The following is an 18567-nucleotide window of genomic DNA, read 5'->3' on the forward strand; positions in this document are numbered from 1 at the left end:
GCTTGAAATCCTGCGAGGACGCGCTCCACGGAGCAGGAAATGCTGACCATCGCCGTATTGCTGCTTTTCTTCACAGGCATCGCACACTCTTACCTGGGCGAGCGCTATATCCTCATGCGCCTCTTCAAGCGCGACAACCTGCCCCAGCTCTTCGGCGGAACCCACTTCACAACCGGAACACTCAGATTTGTCTGGCATCTTCTCACCTTGGCCTGGTGGGGGATCGCGGCGATTGTTTTACTGGCATCGGGAAAGCCGGTCGAAACCAGGACGGTTCTTCAGGTCTTTAGCATCGTCGCAATGGTATCCGGCCTGTTCCCTCTCTACTTCACCCGCGGCCGCCACCTTTCCTGGATGGTCTTCTTCGCCGTCGGTGCCCTTCTCTGGCTAGGCGCCCCATGATGACAGCCCTCCTCCGCAATTTCCAGCGGTCCTGATGTTGCGAAAACCGCGCAATGCGAGCGGATAGATTCCGCCTCACTTATACTAGGGCGCACCGTCTGCCTGAAGAAGCCCTATGATCACCTGCTACCTTCGCTACATCATCGATCCGTACAAGCTCCAGGAATTTGAACACTACGGGAAAATCTGGATTCCGTTAGTCGAGAAGTTTGGCGGCGCGCACCATGGCTACTTCATGCCTTCCGAAGGCGCGAACAACGTCGCACTCGCGATGTTCTCGTTCCCGAGCCTTGCGAAGTATGAGGAGTACAGGATCAAGTCCCTTGAAGACCCGGAGTGCCAGGCTGCCTTCAAGTATGCTGAAGACACCCGTTGTATCGTCAGTTACGAACGAAGCTTCTTCCGCCCGGTTTTCGCTTGAAAGGCGCTCACGCACAATGGAAAACGAGCTCGATCGATTGGAAGCGATGTTTCGTGCACGGCCGACAGAACTCACCATCGCTCAGCGCCGGGAGGCGTGCGATGCCTTGGCCGGGCTCTATCCGACTGCCGCGGACGTCAGCGTCGCTCCCGTCATGGCGAACGGCGTTCCCGCCGAATGGACCTTCACTTCGGACGCGCGCGAAGACGGCGTCATCCTCTACCTGCACGGCGGCGGCTTCGTATGGGGTTCCCTGGAAAGCCACCGGCATTTTGTCAGCGAACTGGGTCGCGCGGCGGAAATGAAGACCTTCGCCCTGGACTACCGGCGCGCGCCCGAATTCCCCTTCCCTGATGCGCTGGACGATGCCGTTAACGGATACCAGTATTTGCTTGATCGAGGCATGCAGCTCACGGTGGCAGGCGATAGCGCGGGCGCCGGCCTTGCCATCGCCATGCTGGTGCGTTTGCGGGAATTGGGCCTTCCCCAGCCGGCGAGCACGGTCCTGTTCTCGCCCTGGGCCGACATGACCATTGCGGCAGGCAGCTACGCACGAAACGCCGAATGCGACCCGGTGCTGAACCGCGAACTCATGCTGTTCCTGGCCGAGCAATACCTCGGCGACCGGCCGCGAAACGTGCCCCTGGCCTCCCCTGTTTTCGCCGATCTGCACGGCATCGCCCCGCTCAACATCTTCGTCGGCGCCACTGAAGCGCTGCTCGATGATTCCATCGCCCTCGCCCGTGCAGCCACCATCGCCGACGTACGCGTGCGGCTCGAAATATGGCCGAAGATGTTCCACTTCTGGCCCAACTATTACCAGGAACTGAAGGAAGGCAAACAAGCCCTGGACATGGCGGGGTCGATCCTGCGTGATGCCATGCTGGTGAAGTGATCAGCTAGCCATTCGCTTGCCGAAGCGTGAACTGGCGGAACCGCGACTTCACCTGGCCGGCCAATTCGCCGTGCAAAACGCCTTCGCTGGCGGAATTGATCAAATCCTGGCTGCGGCAGCCAACCGAACGGAAATCCTGCAGTGCATACGTCTCGCAGCCCATGCCGGAAATCTGCTCCACCAACGCGGCCAGGTGCCGGGGTGTAGTCAGCTTGGGATGGATCGTGGTCCTGAATTCGTACGGAACGCCGCTCTCAATGACAATGCGGGCGGCGGTGCGCGCTGCTTGCGCGCTGCCGCTGACGCCAGTGATTTCATCGTAGGCCTCGAATGAGGTCTTGATGTCGAGGCCTACCCAGTCCGTCAGCGGAAGCACCTGCTTCAGGCGCTCAGGGTAGATGCCTGCGGTGTGCAAGCCCACCTTGAAGCCGAGCGCTTTCACGCTGCGCATCGCGTCTTCCAGCGCCGGATCGAGGGTCGGCTCGCCGCCGGAAAACACCACGGCGTCAAGGAGCCCTGCCCTGCCGGCGAGAAAAGCGAGCATGTCGCGCCAGGCGATCGCCGGCGCAACGTCCCTGGGCTGCAAGTGCGGGTTGTGGCAGTACCCGCAGCGCCAGGGACAGCCCTGGACGAACACAACGGCTGCCAGCTCGCCGGGATAGTCGGTCGAGGTAAACCTGGCGTAGCCGCCGACCTTGAGCTCCCTGTCAGCCATTGTTCCGGCGCTCGACGAAATAAGTGCGCTCATTGAATTCCCCCTTCTTGCCAACGTTGAAGGACGAGTACGGGCGGTGATACCCCATTACACGCGTCCAGATTTCGCAAGGCTGGCGCTCTGCGTCGGTGAGGGCGATTTCCTGGTTTGGCTGCTTGGCGGTCATGCCTATCTCCTTAGTCAAGTGAAAGTTCGCGCGTCTTGCGCGCAAGGATGTCCTCATCGCATTTCGGACAGAATTCGTGCTTGCCGCTCAAGTAGCCGTGTTTCGGACAGATCGAGAACGTCGGCGTCACCGTGATGTACGGCAGGCGGAAGTGCGTCAGTGCGCGCTGCACCAGGTGGCGGCAGGCATCGGCGCTGGATACCTGCTCGGTCATGTACAGGTGCAGCACGGTGCCGCCTGTGTATTTCCGTTGCAGCTCGTCCTGCCGCTCCAGCGCTTCGAACGGGTCATCGGTGAAGCCCACCGGGAGCTGCGAAGAGTTGGTGTAGTAAGGCATTTCCGGCGTGCCTGCCTGCAGGATCGACGGCATGCGGGCACGGTCCTCCTTGGCAAAGCGGTAGGTTGTGCCTTCGGCCGGCGTAGCCTCGAGGTTGTACATATGCCCTGTCTCTTCCTGGAACTCCAGCATGCGGGCGCGGATGTGATCGAGCAGGCGTATCGCCAGCGCGGCCCCGGCTTCGGTGGTGATGTCTTCCGTGTCGCCGCTGAAGTTGCGCAGCATTTCGTTCATGCCATTCACGCCAAGCGTGGAGAAATGGTTGCGCAGCGTGCCGAGGTAACGCTTGGTATAGGGGAACAGGCCGCCATCCATCAGGCGCTGGATCACCTGGCGCTTGATCTCCAGGCTGGTCTTGCCCAGTTCAAGCAGTTCGTCCACGCGTGCAAACAGCGCCGCCTCGTCGCCTGCATACAGGTAGCCAAGGCGGGCGCAGTTCAACGTGACCACGCCCAGCGAGCCGGTTTGTTCGGCCGAGCCAAACAGGCCGTTGCCCCGCTTGAGCAGTTCGCGCAGGTCGAGTTGCAGGCGGCAGCACATGGAGCGGATCATGTTCGGCTTGAGTTCCGAGTTCACGAAGTTCTGGAAGTAAGGCAAGCCATAGCGGGCAGTCATTTCGAATAGCAGGTCGGCATTCGGGCTGTGCCAGTCGAAGTCCGGCGTGATGTTGTAGGTCGGGATCGGGAAGGTGAAGGCGCGGCCTTTGGCGTCGCCGCGCATCATCACTTCGATGTAGGCGCGGTTGATCATGTCCGTCTCGGCCTGCAGGTCGCCGTAGGTAAACGGCATCTCTTCGCCGGCGATCACCGGCACCTGCTCCTGCAAGTCTTCCGGACAGGTCCAGTCGAAAGTGAGGTTGGTGAAAGGCGTTTGCGTGCCCCAGCGCGAGGGGACGTTCAGGTTGTAGACCAGTTCCTGCATGGTCTGCAGTACCTGTTCATAGCCCAGCCTATCCTTGCGGACGTAGGGCGCCATATAGGTGTCGAAGGAGCTGAAAGCCTGGGCACCGGCCCATTCGTTCTGCAAGGTGCCAAGGAAGTTCACGATCTGGCCGGCGGCGCTGGAGAGGTGCTTCGGCGGCGCCGATTCCACCTTTCCCGGCACACCGTTCAGGCCTTCGTTCAGCAGCGTGCGCAACGACCAGCCGGCGCAATACCCGGCCAGCATGTCGAGGTCATGGATGTGGATATCGGCATTGCGATGCGCTTCGCCGACCGTGCGCGGGTAGACGTGGTCGAGCCAGTAGTTGGCGACCATCTTGCCGGAAATGTTGAGGATCATGCCGCCCAGCGAATAGCCCTGGTTGGCATTGGCGTTCACCCGCCAGTCGAGCTGCTGGAGGTATTCATTGATCGAGGACTCCACGTCCACGGTAGTCTTGCGGGCAGGGTTCATTATTCTCTTAAACTACATGTTGTGTTTCGATGGATATTACACACTAAATGTAGTGAACAGCGACTTGACGGCGCTGATTTTTGATTTCCTTGATCTGGTTTAAATTTGATAAGATTCGTGCAAAATTCGCCTATACCATGAAACGAGCACTCTTCATCTGCACGCAAAATCGCTTGCGCAGCCCGACAGCGGAGCATGTATTCGCGAGCTGGCCCGATGTGGAGACCGATTCCGCAGGCCTGGGCAATGACGCCGACGTCCCCCTGTCGAGCGAGCAGATCGCGTGGGCCAACATCATCTTCGTGATGGAGAAGACTCACCGCAACCGCCTCTCCCGCGATTTCAGGGCGCACCTGAACGGGAAGCGCGTGATTTGCCTCGACATTCCTGACGACTACGAATACATGCAGGCCGAACTGGTTCGGCTCCTCGAAGCCAAAGCCGGCAAGTTCCTGCGCTGATCCTGGAATGACGATGCCTACCAAAAGCGTTGATGACTACGAGATTGAGTACACCGGCGAACTGCTTGAAGGCACGGAGCAATGGGGCGCCTACGTCTCCATCTTCGCCCCTTCCGCGAACCCGATGCATATGACCCATATCTATCCGAAGCGACGCGTGTCGGCAGACCAGACCTTTCTGGACCAGCATGCCGCCGAAGGCGAAGCGGAGCGTGCTGCATTGAAAATCCTGGAAGGCTTGCGCACCTGACTTCTGGCTTTGCCCGACTACTGCGCGTGAAGCAGGTCGGTTTCCGCCAGTTCCTCCTTCGCGGGAACCTGGCGCGGCAAGGTCATGATCACGGTAGTGCCTTTTCCAGGCTCGGATTCAACGTGGATGGTCCCGCGCAAGACGCCGGTAACGAGGTTGTAGACGATGTTCATGCCGAGCCCTGACCCGCCCTGCCCCATCTTGGTGGTGAAGAAGGGATCGTACACCTGGCGCAGCGTGCGTGCACTCATGCCATTGCCGTCATCGGCAAAGCGCAGTTCGACATTATCCTCGTCCATCTCGACGGCGCTGATGGTGATATGCCCGGACTCCCGGCCCTCGAAGGCATGCATGATGGCGTTCTGGATCAGGTTGCTCAGCACCTGGCCCACGCTGCCGGGGTAGGACATGAAGTTGAGCGTCTCCGGCATCCACACCTTCACTTCGCAGTTGGCACGGCGCAGCTGGGCGGAATAAGTCGCCAGCGTGTCGTGCACCACGCCATGCAGGTTGAACGAACGCCGTTTGTCGGAGGTCTGGTCGACCGCCACCTGCTTGAAGGAGTGGATCAGGTCAGCCGCCCGCGTCAGGGAGTTGGTGATGATCGAGCACGCCATACGCGCATCCTTCAGATGCGTATCGAGGGCCGAGCGCTTGATGCCGCCCTCGGAGAGCTGGCGCTCAAACTCCTTGCACATGTCGCTCAAGGCCGTCGCGGTCAGCAGGCTGTTGCCGATCGGCGTATTCAGTTCGTGCGCAATGCCTGCTACCAGCGCGCCCAGCGATGCCATTTTCTCGGACGTGATCAGGTTGGCCTGCGCCTGTTTCAACGTCAGCAGCACGGCCGACAGATCCTTGTGCGCCATTTCCACGTTAGACTTTTGCAGTGCCAGCTCATTCAGGCTGCGCTCCAGGCCATGCTTGGTGTCGACCAGCGCTGCCTCGGTCTGCTTGCGCTCCGTGATATCGATAATGACCCAGACGCAGCCTTTGCGCGGCTCATTCTCGTCCAGCATGCGTCCGTTCACCATGCACCACAGGCGCCGGCCGCTGGAGCTGGCCAGCTCCAGCTCGAAATGCATCGGCGTGCCATCGGCCACGCAGGCAAAGGGATCGCTCAGCCCGCCCGTCAGCATATTGCAGGAGCGGCCCGCCAACTGGCCCGGCTGGTAACCCATCATCTCTTCCAGCCCGCGGTTGCAGCGCACGATCAGCCCGTTGGCGAACAAGCCGATGCCGACAATGGCGCTATCCTGCAACGCACGCAATTCGTCGGCAGTGACGCGCAGCTTTTGCGCCAGCGCGCGGCGCCGCTGCAATGTCATGATCTGCGCGCCGATCAGGGCACTGATGATAAAGCCGGCCAGGCCGATCACCGTGATCAGCCTCAAGTCGCGGCTATAACGCTCGCTCGCATGGCCTTCGAATTTCATGATCCAGCGCCGCTCGCCGACATCGAGAGGGATGTTGCTGGTCAGGCCTGGCAGCGCCGGCATGCGCTCGCCCGAACCTAGCTTGCCGAAGCTGTTGAACATCAGGTTGTCGACCGTGGCCGGCATCTTGCCGCCGTCGTTGATGTAGCCCGCATCGTTGATGCTGACATAAAGGTGCTGCAGCATCGGACTGTCGATCGTTTCCGACATCAGGTCGTTGACACGGAAAACAATGGCGACAAAGCCCACCAGCGCTGCGTCGCGCTCCTGCTCCGTCAACAGCGAGGCGCCACGGCGGTAGATCGGTGCGCGCGCAACGAAGCCGGGCTGGCCGCTGGCGTCCTGCACCAGGGTGATGCGTTCGGTGGCCACCACGCGGCCGGTGGCCTTGCCCAGCTGCAGGGCCTTGTAATGCGGAGGCAGTGCGGCCAGGTCCAGGCCGAAGGCGTTTTCATTGCCCCTCATCGGCTCGTTGTATTCGATCAGGAAGTGCTCCTGCCGCACCGAAGCCGGATGCACCTTGTAGTCGGGATAGCCGCCGCTTTGCAGGCTGTCATCAGCACGGATGCGTACCGCATAGGCATCCAGTTGGCTGGATGGCACGCGCCGCACGAACTGGATGGCCTGGAAGCCGGGATAGCGGCGCTTGAGGTCCAGCTCGCGCACATAGCGGCTGAATTCCACGCGCGAGACATCGTCCTTCACCGCGAACACGCCCTTAATGCTAAGCAGCATGTCGAAGTAGGTTTGCAAGCGAAGCTGGGTGTCGCGCGCAATTTTTTGCGTGTCGCGCTGGAAGGCTTCATTGGTCTGGCGGTCCTGCACATTCATCACGAACATGCAGACCCACACGGTAACGCAAATACCGACAATAAAGGCCAGGTATCCGTGTATGCGCATGCTTGCTCCGACGGGACTATGGAGACGACTATAGCATAGTGAAATCCCTCATACGCCAGGGAAACGGTCAGCCGTTGTTACCCTGTCGCATCCTGGTATCGCAGCGCAATTTCCCTGACCTGTTCCTCGGCGGCCAGCAGCGCATCGACCACATCCGGGTCGAATTGCTCGCCGCTGCCCTGGCGGATCAGTTCGATGGCAGTTTCGTGGGTAAAGGCCGGACGGTATACGCGCTCGGATACCAGCGCATCATAGACATCGGCCACCGCGACCAGGCGCGCCGCTACCGGAATGGCATCGCCAGCCAGGCCTTGCGGATAGCCGGAGCCATCGTAGCGCTCCTGGTGGCTGTAGGTGATCTCGCGCGCGAAGCGCAGGAAGGCGTTGGAGAAGCCCAGCTCGCGCTCCACCCCGGCGATGGCATCGCGGCCGTGCACCGTGTGCAGCTTCATGATCTCGAATTCTTCCGGCGTCAGGCGGCCCGGCTTGAGCAGGATCGCATCGGGAATGCGCACCTTGCCGATATCGTGCAGCGGGGCTGCCTTGAACAGCAGCGGGATATGGGCCTCCACCAGTTCATTGGCAAAACGCGGGTTGCCCTGCAACTGGCGCGCCAGCGCCAGCACGATGTGCTGGATGCGGCGCAGGTGCGAAGGGTCTTCCTCGTCGCGCCATTCGGCCAGGCTGGCGATGGCCCAGGCAGCGGCATCGGCGATCTGGCCCAGTTCATTGAGCCGGTTGCGCTGGCGCTGCACCTTGGCGCGCGCCTCGCGCAACTGCAGGTGGGTGGCGATGCGCGCGCGCAGCAGCTCCGGCACCAGCGGGCGCGCCACCACGTCGGAAGCGCCTTCGGCCAGGGCGCTTTGCTCCAGGTCCGGCTGGCCGCGCTCGATCATGGCGATCAGCGGGATGCCGGCAGTGTCCGGATTGCCGCGCAGGCATTGGCAAACCGCAAAGCCATCGCGCACCACGTCGACCAGGATCAGGTCCGGGCGCGGCAACAGCTCCGCCGAGGCAAGCGCGTTGTCGCCATCTTCGACTAGGCGCACGGCATACCTGTCTTCCAGCAGGTGGCTGAGCTGTTGCAGGTGGTCGGCCGATCCGTCAACGATCAGCAGCAGCGGCTTGGTCTTTGGGCTCTTCATTGCGGCATGATACCGCACGGGAACAATACGCAGGGAATGTTCAGTCGGCGAGGGCCGGCGAGCCATCGGGCAGGAAAGCGCCGAAACAACGGGTGCATTCGATGCAGAACAGGTGCGCCACCCGCACGTTCTTCTGGCGCAGGACAAGTTGCAGGTGGCCCTCTTCGCAAATCGGGCAGGTTTCGCGCATGGTGCCGCAGGCCAGCACGTCATCGGCCAGGTAGTTTTCGTCGTAGCGCACACCATCAACGACGCGCTGCGGGTCCAGTTCGACCAGGAAAAGCACGGGCTCCGGGCCTCGCTGGTCGGGCACTGGGTAGGCGCCTGAATGATAGTGATTCATTTGATTCATTGTCATCCCCTTTGCCCAGCGCAGGTTACGGGCACTTTAACGATAGTCAAAGATTCCTCATCAGGCAAGGTCAACGGAAAAATTTGCTTGCAATTAGATCGCGCACTATCTATACTGCCAGGCATGGATACGAAATCATTTGACCTCGAGCAGGTTCCCAAGCTGGACCAGCAATTGTGCTTCGCCTTGTACTCGACTTCGCTGGCGATGAACAAGCTGTACCGCAAGCTGCTGCGCAAGCTGGGCCTGACCTACTCGCAATACCTGGTGATGATGGTGTTGTGGGAACAGGACGAGCAAACGGTGTCGGCCCTGGGCGAGCGCCTCTTTCTCGACTCGGCCACGCTGACGCCGCTGCTCAAGCGGATGGAGCAGGCCGAACTGATCACCCGCACCCGCTGCCCGCAAGACGAGCGCCAGGTGATCATTGCCCTCACCCCGCACGGCAGCGAGCTGCGCAACGAGGGTGCCAAGCTGCCGGCTTGCGTGCTGGGCGCCAGCGGCTGCGACCTGGAGCAAGTGATTCGTTTGCAGCGCGAGCTGTCGGTCCTGCGCACCAGCCTGATGAACAACGCGTAACAGTCAGGTGCCCACCTTGGTGTCGCCAGTGTGGGCATTTTTTAAAGCCAATTAAGTAGCGCACTATTTAATCGTTAACTAAAGGAGATTTGCCATGAAAACCCTTATCGCCGCTTCCGCCCTTACCCTCCTCGCCGGTTCCGCCGTCGCCGCCAGCCTGCCGGGCGTAGAACCGCAAACCGCGCAATTCCTGAAAGCGCTGGAAGGTGGCAAGCCGCTGGAATCGCTGAGCCCTGCCGATGCACGCCAGGTACTGGCCGGCGCCCAGCAAGGCGCCAGACTGCCTGCCGCCGACGTGTCCGACAAGGTGATCGATGTCGATGGCGAAAAGATCAAGCTGCACATCGTGCGCCCGGCCGGCGCCAAGGGCACCCTGCCGGTCTTCATGTTTTTCCACGGCGGCGGCTGGGTGCTGGGCGACTTCCCCACCCACGAACGGCTGGTGCGCGACCTGGTAGTGAACTCTGGCGCCGCAGCCGTCTTCGTTGACTACACCCCTTCGCCGGAAGCCGGCTATGGCGTGGCAATCAAACAAGCCTATGGCGCCACCAAATGGGTCGCGAAAAATGGCAAGGAAATCAACGTCGACGGCACCCGCCTCGCAGTGGCCGGCAATAGCGTCGGCGGCAATATGGCTGCGGTAGTGGCGCTGATGGCGAAAGACCAGGGCCAGCCGAAACTGCGCGCCCAAGTCCTGTTGTGGCCTGTCACCGATGCCGATTTCGACAACGCCTCCTACAAGCAGTTCGCCGATGGCCACTTCCTGACCCGCAATGCGATGAAATGGTTCTGGGACAATTACACCACCGACCTCGCCAAACGCAAGGAAATCTACGCCTCGCCCTTGCAGGCCACGACCGAGCAATTGAAAGGCCTGCCGCCAACCCTGATCCAGACCGCCGAATTCGACGTGCTGCGCGACGAAGGCGAAGCGTATGGCAAGAAGCTCGATGCCGCCGGTGTCGAAACCGCCACAGTCCGCTACAACGGCATGATCCACGACTTCGGCCTGCTGAACGTGCTGAGCAACGCCCCCGGCACCAAAGCCGCGATGCGCCAAGCCGGCGAAGAGCTGAAATACCGCCTGAAGTGAAAGATGAAAGTCGGGGTCAGGTCTGGCAATCCGCCAAAATGGCGGATTGCCAGACCTGACCCCGACTTTCACCACAGATGTTTCAGGTTTTTTACAAATAAACGAAGTGTCGCAGGACAAAGCTCTCTAGAATAGCCCGGCATTTATTACAACAAGCTTGGGGATTCGATGAAACGCTTTCATTTCGGCCTTGCCGCACTTTGCCTGACGGCGACGGCCTTCGCTGCCGAACCATTCGATGACAAGTTCCGCCAGCTCGATGAGCTGCTGCCTTCCGCCAACCAGTACCGCACCGCTTCCGGCGCTCCCGGCCATGCCTACTGGCAGCAGCGCGCGGACTACACCATCCGCGCCACCCTGGATGAGGCCAACCGCGCCATTTCCGGCAGCGGCCAGGTCACTTACCACAACAATTCGCCGGATACCCTGCATTACCTGTGGCTGCAGCTTGACCAGAACATCTACAAGCCGGATTCCGATGCCCGCATGACCATGACCGCGCCTTCGCGCGAGGCCTGGGGCCGGGCAAAGAGCGATGAAGAAGGCATGAAGTATGAAGGCCTGCGCAATATCCTGGCCGGCCGCGATTTCGATGGCGGTTTCAAGATCGGTTCCGTCAAGGGTTCCGGCGGGGCTCCGCTGCAGTACACCGTCAACCGCACCATGATGCGCATCGATCTGCAGCAGCCGCTGAAACCGGGCGAGAAGTTCAGCTTCTCCATCGATTGGACCTACAAGATCAATGAGCAGAAAGTCCTTGGCGGCCGCTCCGGCTACGAGTACTTCGCAGAGGACAAGAACGCGCTGTTCGAAATCGCGCAGTGGTTCCCGCGCATGGCCGCCTACTATGACGTGTACGGCTGGCAGCACAAGCAGTTCCTGGGCTCCGGCGAATTCACGCTGGAGTTCGGCGACTACGACGTGCAGATCACCGTGCCGGCCGACCATATCGTGGCCTCCACCGGCGAATTGCAGAATCCCGGCGAGGTTCTGACTGCGGCCCAGCGCGACCGCCTGGCAAAAGCCCGTACCAGCAAGACCCCGGTCGTCATCGTGACCCAGGCCGAAGCCGAACAGGCCGAGAAGAACCAGGCCAAGGGAACCAAGACCTGGCACTTCAAGGCGAAGAACGTGCGCGACTTCGCCTGGGCTTCTTCGCGCAAGTTCATCTGGGATGCGCAGGGCTACAAGAAGGATGGCAGCAACCTGATGGCCATGTCCTATTATCCGAAGGAAGGCAACCCGCTGTGGGAGAAGTATTCGACCGCCGCCATCATCCACACCATCGAACAGTACAACAAGTACAGCCTGGATTACCCGTACCCGACCGCGATTTCCGTCAATGGCCCGGTGGGCGGCATGGAGTATCCGATGATCTCCTTCAACGGTCCGCGTCCGGTGAAGGACAAGAAGACCGGTGAAATCACCTATACCAAGCGCGCCAAGTACGGCCTGATCGGCGTGGTGATCCACGAAGTCGGCCACAACTACTTCCCGATGATCGTCAACAGCGACGAGCGTCAGTGGACCTGGATGGATGAAGGCCTGAACACCTTCGTCCAGTCGCTGGCCCAGGAAGCCTGGGAAGACAACTACCCGGCCGGCCGCGGCGATCCGCGCTTCATCGTCGACTACATGCGTTCGAAGAACCAGGTGCCGATCATGACCAACTCGGAGTCGCTGCTCCAGTTCGGCAACAACGCTTACGCCAAGCCTGCCGCTGCGCTGAACATCCTGCGCGAGACGGTGCTGGGCCGCGAGCTGTTCGACTACGCCTTCCGCGAATACGCTCGGCGCTGGAAGTTCAAGCGCCCTACCCCGGCCGACTTCTTCCGCACCATGGAAGACGCGTCGGGCACCGACCTTGACTGGTTCTGGCGCGGCTGGTTCTACACCACCGATGCGGTCGACGTGTCGATCGACGGCATCAGCGAGTACGGCGTGAGCACCAGGAATCCGGAAACCGAGAAGGCCTGGAAGAAGGCGCAGCATGATGCGGAGCCGGTCTCCATCATCGACCAGCGCAACAAAGGCATGGTGCGCAAGGTGGACGAGCAGCCGGCCCTGAAAGACTTCTACAACGAGCACGACGACTACACCGTCACCAACGCAGACCGCAACAAGTACGCCGAGCAGGCCAAAGAGCTGGAACAATGGGAAAAGGACCTCCTGGCACAGGGCAAGCACCTGTACCTGGTGGACTTCTCGAACCTGGGCGGCCTGGTGACGCCGCTGATCCTGCAGATCGAACTGAAGTCGGGCAAGAAGTATATCGAGCGCATTCCCGCCGAAGTATGGCGCTATTCGCCGAAGAAGATCACCAAGGTGATCGTGACCGACGAGCCGCTGCTGTCGCTGGTGCATGACCCGTACTGGGAAACCGCCGACATCGACCAGTCGAACAATGCCTGGCCGCGCAAGGTGACGCCTTCCCGCCTGGAGCTGTTCAAGTCGCGCCAGCCGGAAAACATGATGAAGGACTTCAACACGCCGCTGAAGAAGCAGGATGCTGAAGGCGACAAGGAAGGCGCCAAAAAGGAATGATGCGTTTCAAGGCCGTCCTCGCGGCGGCGCTGCTCTGGTGCAGCGCCGCCGCCCAAGCCCATAATTTTCACGTGGGTTTGACCGAGATCAGCTTCAATCCGCGCTCAGGCAGTACGGAAGTGGTTCATACTTACACGGCGCATGATGTGGAGGCGCTGCTGATGAACCTGTACCAGCGCCAGTTCGACCTTGGGTTGGAGGAGGATCAGGCCGTGTTCCGTCGCTACCTCGAAAAGCAGTTCCGCATCAGCGTCAACGGCAAGCCGGTGGCGCTGCAGTGGGTCGGCATGCAAGCCAATGCCGACAGCATCAACGTGTTCCAGGAAATCGAAAAGACCGCCTTGCCGCCTGGCGCCGTCCTGCGCGATGGCGTGCTGACGGATTTCCTGCCGCAGCAAGTCAACAACGTCAACGTCAGCGGCCCCGGCCGCCCGGCCGCTTCCATCGTCTTCAACCGCGATCGTCGTGAACAGCCGCTTCCCTGAGAGGCGGCGGCTGCCAGCCCTCGCGCTGGCCGGGCTGCTCTCGCCGGCAGCCGCTTACGCCGACGATCCCTTCATGCAGCGCGTGCTGGTCGAAGGCGCGCGCGCCAGCCAGCTTGGCGTGGCCGATTCGGGCGGCATGGGCAGCGTGTCGCAGCGCCAGCTCGAGGCGCGCACCATTTACCGTCCGGGCGAATTGCTCGAGGCAACCCCTGGGCTGGTGGCCAGCCAGCATAGCGGCGAAGGCAAGGCCAACCAGTTCTACCTGCGCGGCTTCAATCTCGATCACGGCACCGACCTGCGCACCACGGTGGACGGCATGCCGGTCAACCAGCGCAGCCATGCGCATGGCCAGGGCTGGACCGACCTCAATTTCATCATCCCCGAACTGGTGGCGCGGCTCGATTACAGCAAGGGGCCGTACAACGCGAGCAACGGCGACTTTTCCTCCGCCGGCGCCACGGCGATCAATTATTCCAGCCGCCTGCCGCAGGACCAGGCCAGCGCCACCGCAGGCCAGAACGGCTACGGCCGCGCCCTCCTGGCGGGCTCGCGCGAATCCGGCGACAAGGGATCGCTGCTGTACGCAGTGGAAGCCGTGCACAACGACGGCCCATGGACGCGCGGCGACAACTACCGCAAGCTGAACGCCGTGCTGCGCTACAGCGAAGGCTTTGCCAACAACGGCTACACCATCACCGCCATGGCCTACCGCGGCGCATGGAACGCCACCGACCAGATTCCACAGCGCGCCGTGGACAATGGCTTGCTGGGCCGCTTCGACGGGATCGACCTGACGGACGGCGGCCAGGCACGCCGCTTCAGCCTCTCTGCCGCCTGGGCGCGCAGCGACGACAAGCAGACCACGCGCGCCAACGCCTACGTCATCAACAACCGGCTCGAGCTGTTCTCCAACTTCACGTATTTCCTGGACGATCCGCTGCATGGCGACCAGTTCGCCCAGCCGGACCGTCGCGTGACCAGCGGTTTCGATGTGAGCCATAGCTGGCATGACCATATGGACGATATGGCGTGGAGCACCACGCTGGGCCTGCAGGCGCAGAACGACAATATCTTCAATGCCTTGCAACATACGCAGGCGCGCCAGGTGCTGGCGACCGTCCGCGCCGACCATATCGTCGAAACCAGCGCCGCCCTCTACCTGCAGCAGCGCCTGCGGGTCACGCCATGGCTGCGCGGCGAAGCCGGCGTGCGGCTGGACCGCTACCGCTTCGGCGTCGGCCAGGCACGCGCCGGCGATACGCTGGCGAGCCCGGGCATCAGCCTGGCTTTCGGGCCATGGGAACGCACCGAGTTTTACCTGAACGCCGGCCGCGGCTTCCACAGCAACGACGCGCGCGGGGTGACGCAGGCGCAGGAGCCGGCAACGCCCCTGGCCCGTTCGCGCGGCCTCGAATTCGGCCTGCGCAGCGAAGCAGTCAAGGGCCTGCAAACGGTGGTGGCCCTGTACCGCCTGGACTTCGACTCGGAACTGATCTACCTCGGCGACGCCGGCAGCACCGAAGCGGGCCGCCCGAGCCGCCGCTACGGCATCGAGTTCTCCAACTACTACAAGCCGTTCAAATGCCTGTCGCTTGATGCCGACCTAGCGTTTGCGCGCGGCCGCTTCCGCCAGGCGGCGCCGGAGGGCGAGCGCATCCCCGGCGCGGTAGAGGGCGTGGCGCAGCTGGCCGCCACTCTCACCCCGGCAGGCCCCTGGTCCGGCTCCCTGCGCCTGCGCTGGTTCGGCCCGCGCCCGCTGGTGGAAGACAACTCTGTCCGCTCGAAAGCCAGCGCCACCGTCAACGGCCGCCTGGCCTACAAGCTGGCCGCACGCGCCACGCTGGAGCTGGAAGGCTTCAACCTCGCCAACCGCCAGGTATCGGCCATTGACTACTTCTACGAATCGCGGCTGGGCGGCGAAGCCGAGGCCCGGGCGGACATCCACTTCCACCCGATCGAGGCGAGATCTTTCCGCCTCAGCCTGAATTACGCATTCTAAGTACAATAAGGGGCATGATGACGCCACTGCCCCAATTGATCCACACCCTGCGCAGCGCCGGCTACGCCCTGCTCAAGCCGGCCGACGTGGCCAGCCTGGCCGGCTGCTCCCTGGATGAACTGAATTCCCTGGTCCCGAGCTGGGACGACCTGGCACCGGACAACTACCTGAAAGACGGCGGCCGCTATCGCCGCCGCCGTCACTCCTGCTTCGTGCAGGATGGCCTGGCCCTGGACCAGACTGCCCACCGCGCCCACTGGCAGCCGGTCGAATACAACGCCCTGCACGGCGGCATGCGCCGCCTGTTCGAACCCATCGCCCCGCAAACGGTCGCCAACCAGGCGTGGACCAAGCTGCTGGCCGCCATCGGCCAGGCCTGCGCCCAGGTACGCGGCCAGCATCCCTGGTACGTGGAAGCCCACCAGTTCCGCATCGACACTACCGACGGCATCGGCCGCCCGACCCCGGAAGGCGCCCACCGCGACGGCGTCGACTTCGTGGCCGTGCTGCTGGTCGGCCGCCATGGCATCAAGGGCGGCGAAACCCGCGTGTTCGAGGCCGACGGCCCGAACGGCAAGCGCTTCACCATGACCGAGCCCTGGACCATGCTGCTGCTGGACGACGCGGCTGTCATCCATGAATCGACCCCGATCCAGCCGCTGGCCGAACATGGCCACCGCGACACCCTGGTCATCACCTATCGTGACGGCGGTTTCCAAGGCGGGTGAAAAAACGGTATAGTCTGAACACCCAACCATTTCGGAGGTGACTTGGACTCCAGCTACGAAATCGCGCCCGATGAGCTGGAAATACTCATCGTGGAGGACAGTCCAACCCAGGCCGAGCGCCTGCGGCGGCTGATCCGGTCCTCGGGCTATCATGCCAGGGTGGCGGCCAACGGCAAGCTGGCACTGGCCGATATTCGCGAACACAAGCCGCACCTGGTGCTGTCCGACATCGTCATGCCCGAGATGAACGGCTATGAGCTGTGCCGTGCCGTCAAGGCCGATCCGGCCCTGCGCGATATCCCGGTCATCCTCGTGACCTCGCTGACCGATCCCAAGGACATCATCCGCGGCATCGAATGCGGCGCCGACAACTTCATCCGCAAGCCCTACGCCGAGGACTACCTGCTGAACCGCATCGGCCAGATGCTGGTCAACCAGAAGCTGCGCAAGAATTCCAGCATGGAGGTCGGCATCGCCCTCTACCTGGGCGACCAGAAACACTTCATCAATGCAGAACGCCAGCAGATCCTCGACCTGCTGATTTCGACCTACGAGCAGGCGGTGCAGGTCAACAGCGAGCTGCAGGCGCGCGAGCGGCAGGTGATCGAACTGAACATGCGCCTGGCGCACCATGCCGGCGAGCTGGAAACCATCAACCGCGAGATCGCGCTGAAGAACCTGGAACTGGCCGAGGCCAGCCGCATGAAGTCGGCCTTCATCGCCAATATGTCGCACGAGCTGCGCACGCCGCTGAACGCCATCATCGGCTTCACCGGGGCGCTGCTGATGAAGCTTCCCGGCCCGCTGACCGACGAACAGGACCGCCAGCTCAACACCATCCGTTCCAGCGCGCGCCACCTGCTCTCGCTGATCAACGACATCCTGGACGTGGCCAAGATCGAAGCCGGCAAGGTCACCCTGACGGTGGAATCCGTGCACTGCCAGCAGTTGATAGGCGAAGTGGCCGATACCTTGCGCCCGCTGGCCGCGCAAAAGGGCCTGGAAGTCTTCATCGACATGCCGGAGCAGCCGATCGTTCTGCAGACCGACCGCCGCGCGCTGGCGCAAATCATCATCAACCTGGCCAACAACGCGATCAAGTTCACTGAAAAGGGCATGATCAAGCTGGCGCTGAAACAGCGCACTGACGAAGAGCAGGCTGTGATCACGGAGTTCAGCGTGACCGACAGCGGCAGCGGCATCAAGGAAGAGGACCAGGCCAAGCTGTTCCAGGCCTTCTCGCAGCTGGATAACACGTCGACGCGGCATGCGGAAGGCGCCGGGCTTGGCCTGTACCTGAGCCAGAACCTGGCCAACCTCCTCGGCGGCTCGCTGTTCTTCAGCAGCGACTTTGGCAAAGGCAGCACCTTCACGCTTGCGCTCAAATGTCGGCACGCATCCTGATCATTGAAGACAACCAGGCCAATATGGACCTGATGACGTACTTGCTGCAGGCCTTCGGCCATCGCCCGCTGTGCGCCAGCGACGGTGAAATGGGGGTAGCGCTGGCCACCAGCGAAAAACCGGACCTGATCCTGTGCGACCTGCATCTGCCTAAGCTTGACGGGCCGGGCGTGCTGGCGCGGCTGCGCGCCGATCCAGCCACGCAGGCGATTCCGATCCTGGCAGCCAGCGCGCTCCCCGTCACCGACGGCTGCGCAGCCCTGCGCCGCGCCGGATTCTCCGGCTGCCTGCCCAAGTCGATGGAGCCGGATGTGCTGATTCCGGCCCTGGAATCCTTCCTTCCGGCGCACCTGCGCCGCGCCAGCGCGCAACCGGCGCCCGCCACTGCGGCGCCGGCCGCGCCATCCGCAGCGGCCGCGGCGCCCTTGGCCTCGCCGGCACGGTCCCGCGTGCTGCTGCTCGACGCCGCGCCCGAGAATTCCGGGCTGGTGGCGGCCATCCTGGCACACAGCGGCTACTCCGTCAGCACGGCTGCCAATCCAATGGATGCCGGCGTACTGCTGGACGGCCATCAGTTCGACCTGGTGCTGTGCGAGCTGGGCTTGCTGGAGGCCGGCCGCCTGGCCTTCCTGGGCGATGCGCTGGAAATGGCGCCGGGGCTGCCGGTGCTGCTGATCCGCCCCGATGACGAAGACGAGCTGGGAACGCTGGGCGCCGGACGCAAACGCAGCGTGCTGTCCCACCCGCTCGACCCGCAACAACTGGTCGGCGCCATCGAAGCCCTGCTGCGCAGTTAAGGGTTCCCCTCACTTGCAATGCGAATGATTCGCATTTATTATTGCGCATTTTTCAACTTCGTTAAA

19 protein-coding genes are annotated in these 18567 nt (G+C 62.2%); 13 read left to right on the top strand and 6 right to left on the bottom strand.

The features are described from left to right. Nucleotides 1-39 precede the first annotated feature (39 nt). From ACN9M3_RS26175 to ACN9M3_RS26185, 3 genes are all read left to right on the top strand, one after another. Complete coding sequence (locus ACN9M3_RS26175; RefSeq protein ID WP_426319089.1) at nucleotides 40-402, top strand: hypothetical protein; 363 nt, start codon at nucleotides 40-42, stop codon at nucleotides 400-402. A 115-nt stretch (nucleotides 403-517) separates the two neighbouring features. After that, entirely contained in the window at nucleotides 518-823 is a 306-nt protein-coding gene (locus tag ACN9M3_RS26180; protein WP_426319090.1) for an NIPSNAP family protein, read from the top strand. A gap of 16 nt (nucleotides 824-839) precedes the next feature. Then, nucleotides 840-1718 carry an alpha/beta hydrolase gene (locus ACN9M3_RS26185; RefSeq protein WP_426319091.1) on the top strand — a complete coding sequence of 293 codons (879 nt, stop codon included), beginning with the start codon at nucleotides 840-842 and terminating at the stop codon, nucleotides 1716-1718. A 4-nt stretch (nucleotides 1719-1722) separates the two neighbouring features. On the opposite strand, the gene ACN9M3_RS26190 is transcribed toward ACN9M3_RS26185, so the two are convergent. Genes ACN9M3_RS26190 through ACN9M3_RS26200 form a run of 3 tightly spaced genes read right to left on the bottom strand, consistent with a single transcriptional unit; the run spans nucleotide 1723 to nucleotide 4331 of the window. After that, nucleotides 1723-2466: an anaerobic ribonucleoside-triphosphate reductase activating protein gene (locus tag ACN9M3_RS26190; RefSeq protein ID WP_426319092.1), complete on the bottom strand. Its 744-nt coding sequence runs from the start codon at nucleotides 2464-2466 to the stop codon at nucleotides 1723-1725. Continuing rightward, nucleotides 2426-2599, bottom strand: coding sequence for an anaerobic ribonucleoside-triphosphate reductase (nrdD, locus tag ACN9M3_RS26195; RefSeq protein ID WP_426164268.1), 174 nt, complete (start codon nucleotides 2597-2599; stop codon nucleotides 2426-2428). Before nrdD ends, ACN9M3_RS26190 begins: the two co-directional genes overlap by 41 nt. Before the next feature lie 10 nt (nucleotides 2600-2609). Continuing rightward, nucleotides 2610-4331 (bottom strand): ribonucleoside triphosphate reductase, encoded by a 1722-nt coding sequence (locus tag ACN9M3_RS26200; protein ID WP_426319093.1) that lies wholly within the window; start codon nucleotides 4329-4331, stop codon nucleotides 2610-2612. Nucleotides 4332-4468: 137 nt separating this feature from the next. Here ACN9M3_RS26200 and ACN9M3_RS26205 point away from each other — a divergent pair, with 137 nt between their 5' ends. Both ACN9M3_RS26205 and ACN9M3_RS26210 read left to right on the top strand, forming a co-directional pair. Next, nucleotides 4469-4792, top strand: a complete 324-nt coding sequence (locus ACN9M3_RS26205; protein WP_426164274.1) for a low molecular weight protein tyrosine phosphatase family protein — start codon at nucleotides 4469-4471, stop codon at nucleotides 4790-4792. 13 nt (nucleotides 4793-4805) lie between these two features. After that, nucleotides 4806-5042 (top strand): hypothetical protein, encoded by a 237-nt coding sequence (locus ACN9M3_RS26210; protein ID WP_426319094.1) that lies wholly within the window; start codon nucleotides 4806-4808, stop codon nucleotides 5040-5042. Nucleotides 5043-5059: 17 nt separating this feature from the next. On the opposite strand, the gene ACN9M3_RS26215 is transcribed toward ACN9M3_RS26210, so the two are convergent. From ACN9M3_RS26215 to ACN9M3_RS26225, 3 genes are all read right to left on the bottom strand, one after another. Beyond that, nucleotides 5060-7375 carry a CHASE domain-containing protein gene (locus ACN9M3_RS26215; RefSeq protein WP_426319095.1) on the bottom strand — a complete coding sequence of 772 codons (2316 nt, stop codon included), beginning with the start codon at nucleotides 7373-7375 and terminating at the stop codon, nucleotides 5060-5062. Nucleotides 7376-7452: 77 nt separating this feature from the next. Then, nucleotides 7453-8520, bottom strand: coding sequence for an HD-GYP domain-containing protein (locus ACN9M3_RS26220; RefSeq protein ID WP_426164282.1), 1068 nt, complete (start codon nucleotides 8518-8520; stop codon nucleotides 7453-7455). A 40-nt stretch (nucleotides 8521-8560) separates the two neighbouring features. Next, complete coding sequence (locus ACN9M3_RS26225; protein WP_426164285.1) at nucleotides 8561-8872, bottom strand: hypothetical protein; 312 nt, start codon at nucleotides 8870-8872, stop codon at nucleotides 8561-8563. 123 nt (nucleotides 8873-8995) lie between these two features. Between ACN9M3_RS26225 and ACN9M3_RS26230 the strand changes: the two genes are divergently transcribed. From ACN9M3_RS26230 to ACN9M3_RS26265, 8 genes are all read left to right on the top strand, one after another. Continuing rightward, a complete protein-coding gene (locus ACN9M3_RS26230) occupies nucleotides 8996-9451 on the top strand; it encodes a MarR family winged helix-turn-helix transcriptional regulator (protein WP_426164288.1) in 456 nt (151 codons plus the stop codon). A gap of 94 nt (nucleotides 9452-9545) precedes the next feature. Then, the gene (locus ACN9M3_RS26235; RefSeq protein WP_426164291.1) at nucleotides 9546-10544 is read left to right on the top strand and encodes an alpha/beta hydrolase fold domain-containing protein; all 999 of its coding nucleotides are present in this window, start codon (nucleotides 9546-9548) and stop codon (nucleotides 10542-10544) included. Between the two features lie 168 nt (nucleotides 10545-10712). Continuing rightward, nucleotides 10713-13088, top strand: a complete 2376-nt coding sequence (locus ACN9M3_RS26240) for a M1 family metallopeptidase (protein WP_426319096.1) — start codon at nucleotides 10713-10715, stop codon at nucleotides 13086-13088. Continuing rightward, a complete protein-coding gene (locus ACN9M3_RS26245; protein WP_426164297.1) occupies nucleotides 13085-13573 on the top strand; it encodes a DUF6702 family protein in 489 nt (162 codons plus the stop codon). Before ACN9M3_RS26240 ends, ACN9M3_RS26245 begins: the two co-directional genes overlap by 4 nt. Beyond that, entirely contained in the window at nucleotides 13554-15572 is a 2019-nt protein-coding gene (locus ACN9M3_RS26250; RefSeq protein WP_426319097.1) for a TonB-dependent receptor, read from the top strand. The genes ACN9M3_RS26245 and ACN9M3_RS26250 overlap by 20 nt, the downstream gene beginning before the upstream one ends. Nucleotides 15573-15586: 14 nt before the next feature. Then, on the top strand, nucleotides 15587-16300 hold the full coding sequence (locus ACN9M3_RS26255) for a 2OG-Fe dioxygenase family protein (protein ID WP_426164300.1): 714 nt from the start codon (nucleotides 15587-15589) through the stop codon (nucleotides 16298-16300). A 42-nt stretch (nucleotides 16301-16342) separates the two neighbouring features. Continuing rightward, entirely contained in the window at nucleotides 16343-17704 is a 1362-nt protein-coding gene (locus tag ACN9M3_RS26260; RefSeq protein WP_426164303.1) for a hybrid sensor histidine kinase/response regulator, read from the top strand. Further along, nucleotides 17686-18501 carry a response regulator gene (locus ACN9M3_RS26265; RefSeq protein WP_426164306.1) on the top strand — a complete coding sequence of 272 codons (816 nt, stop codon included), beginning with the start codon at nucleotides 17686-17688 and terminating at the stop codon, nucleotides 18499-18501. The genes ACN9M3_RS26260 and ACN9M3_RS26265 overlap by 19 nt, the downstream gene beginning before the upstream one ends. Nucleotides 18502-18567 lie beyond the last annotated feature (66 nt).

Source organism: Pseudoduganella sp. R-43, assembly GCF_049913255.1.
Taxonomy (GTDB): domain Bacteria; phylum Pseudomonadota; class Gammaproteobacteria; order Burkholderiales; family Burkholderiaceae_D; genus Rugamonas.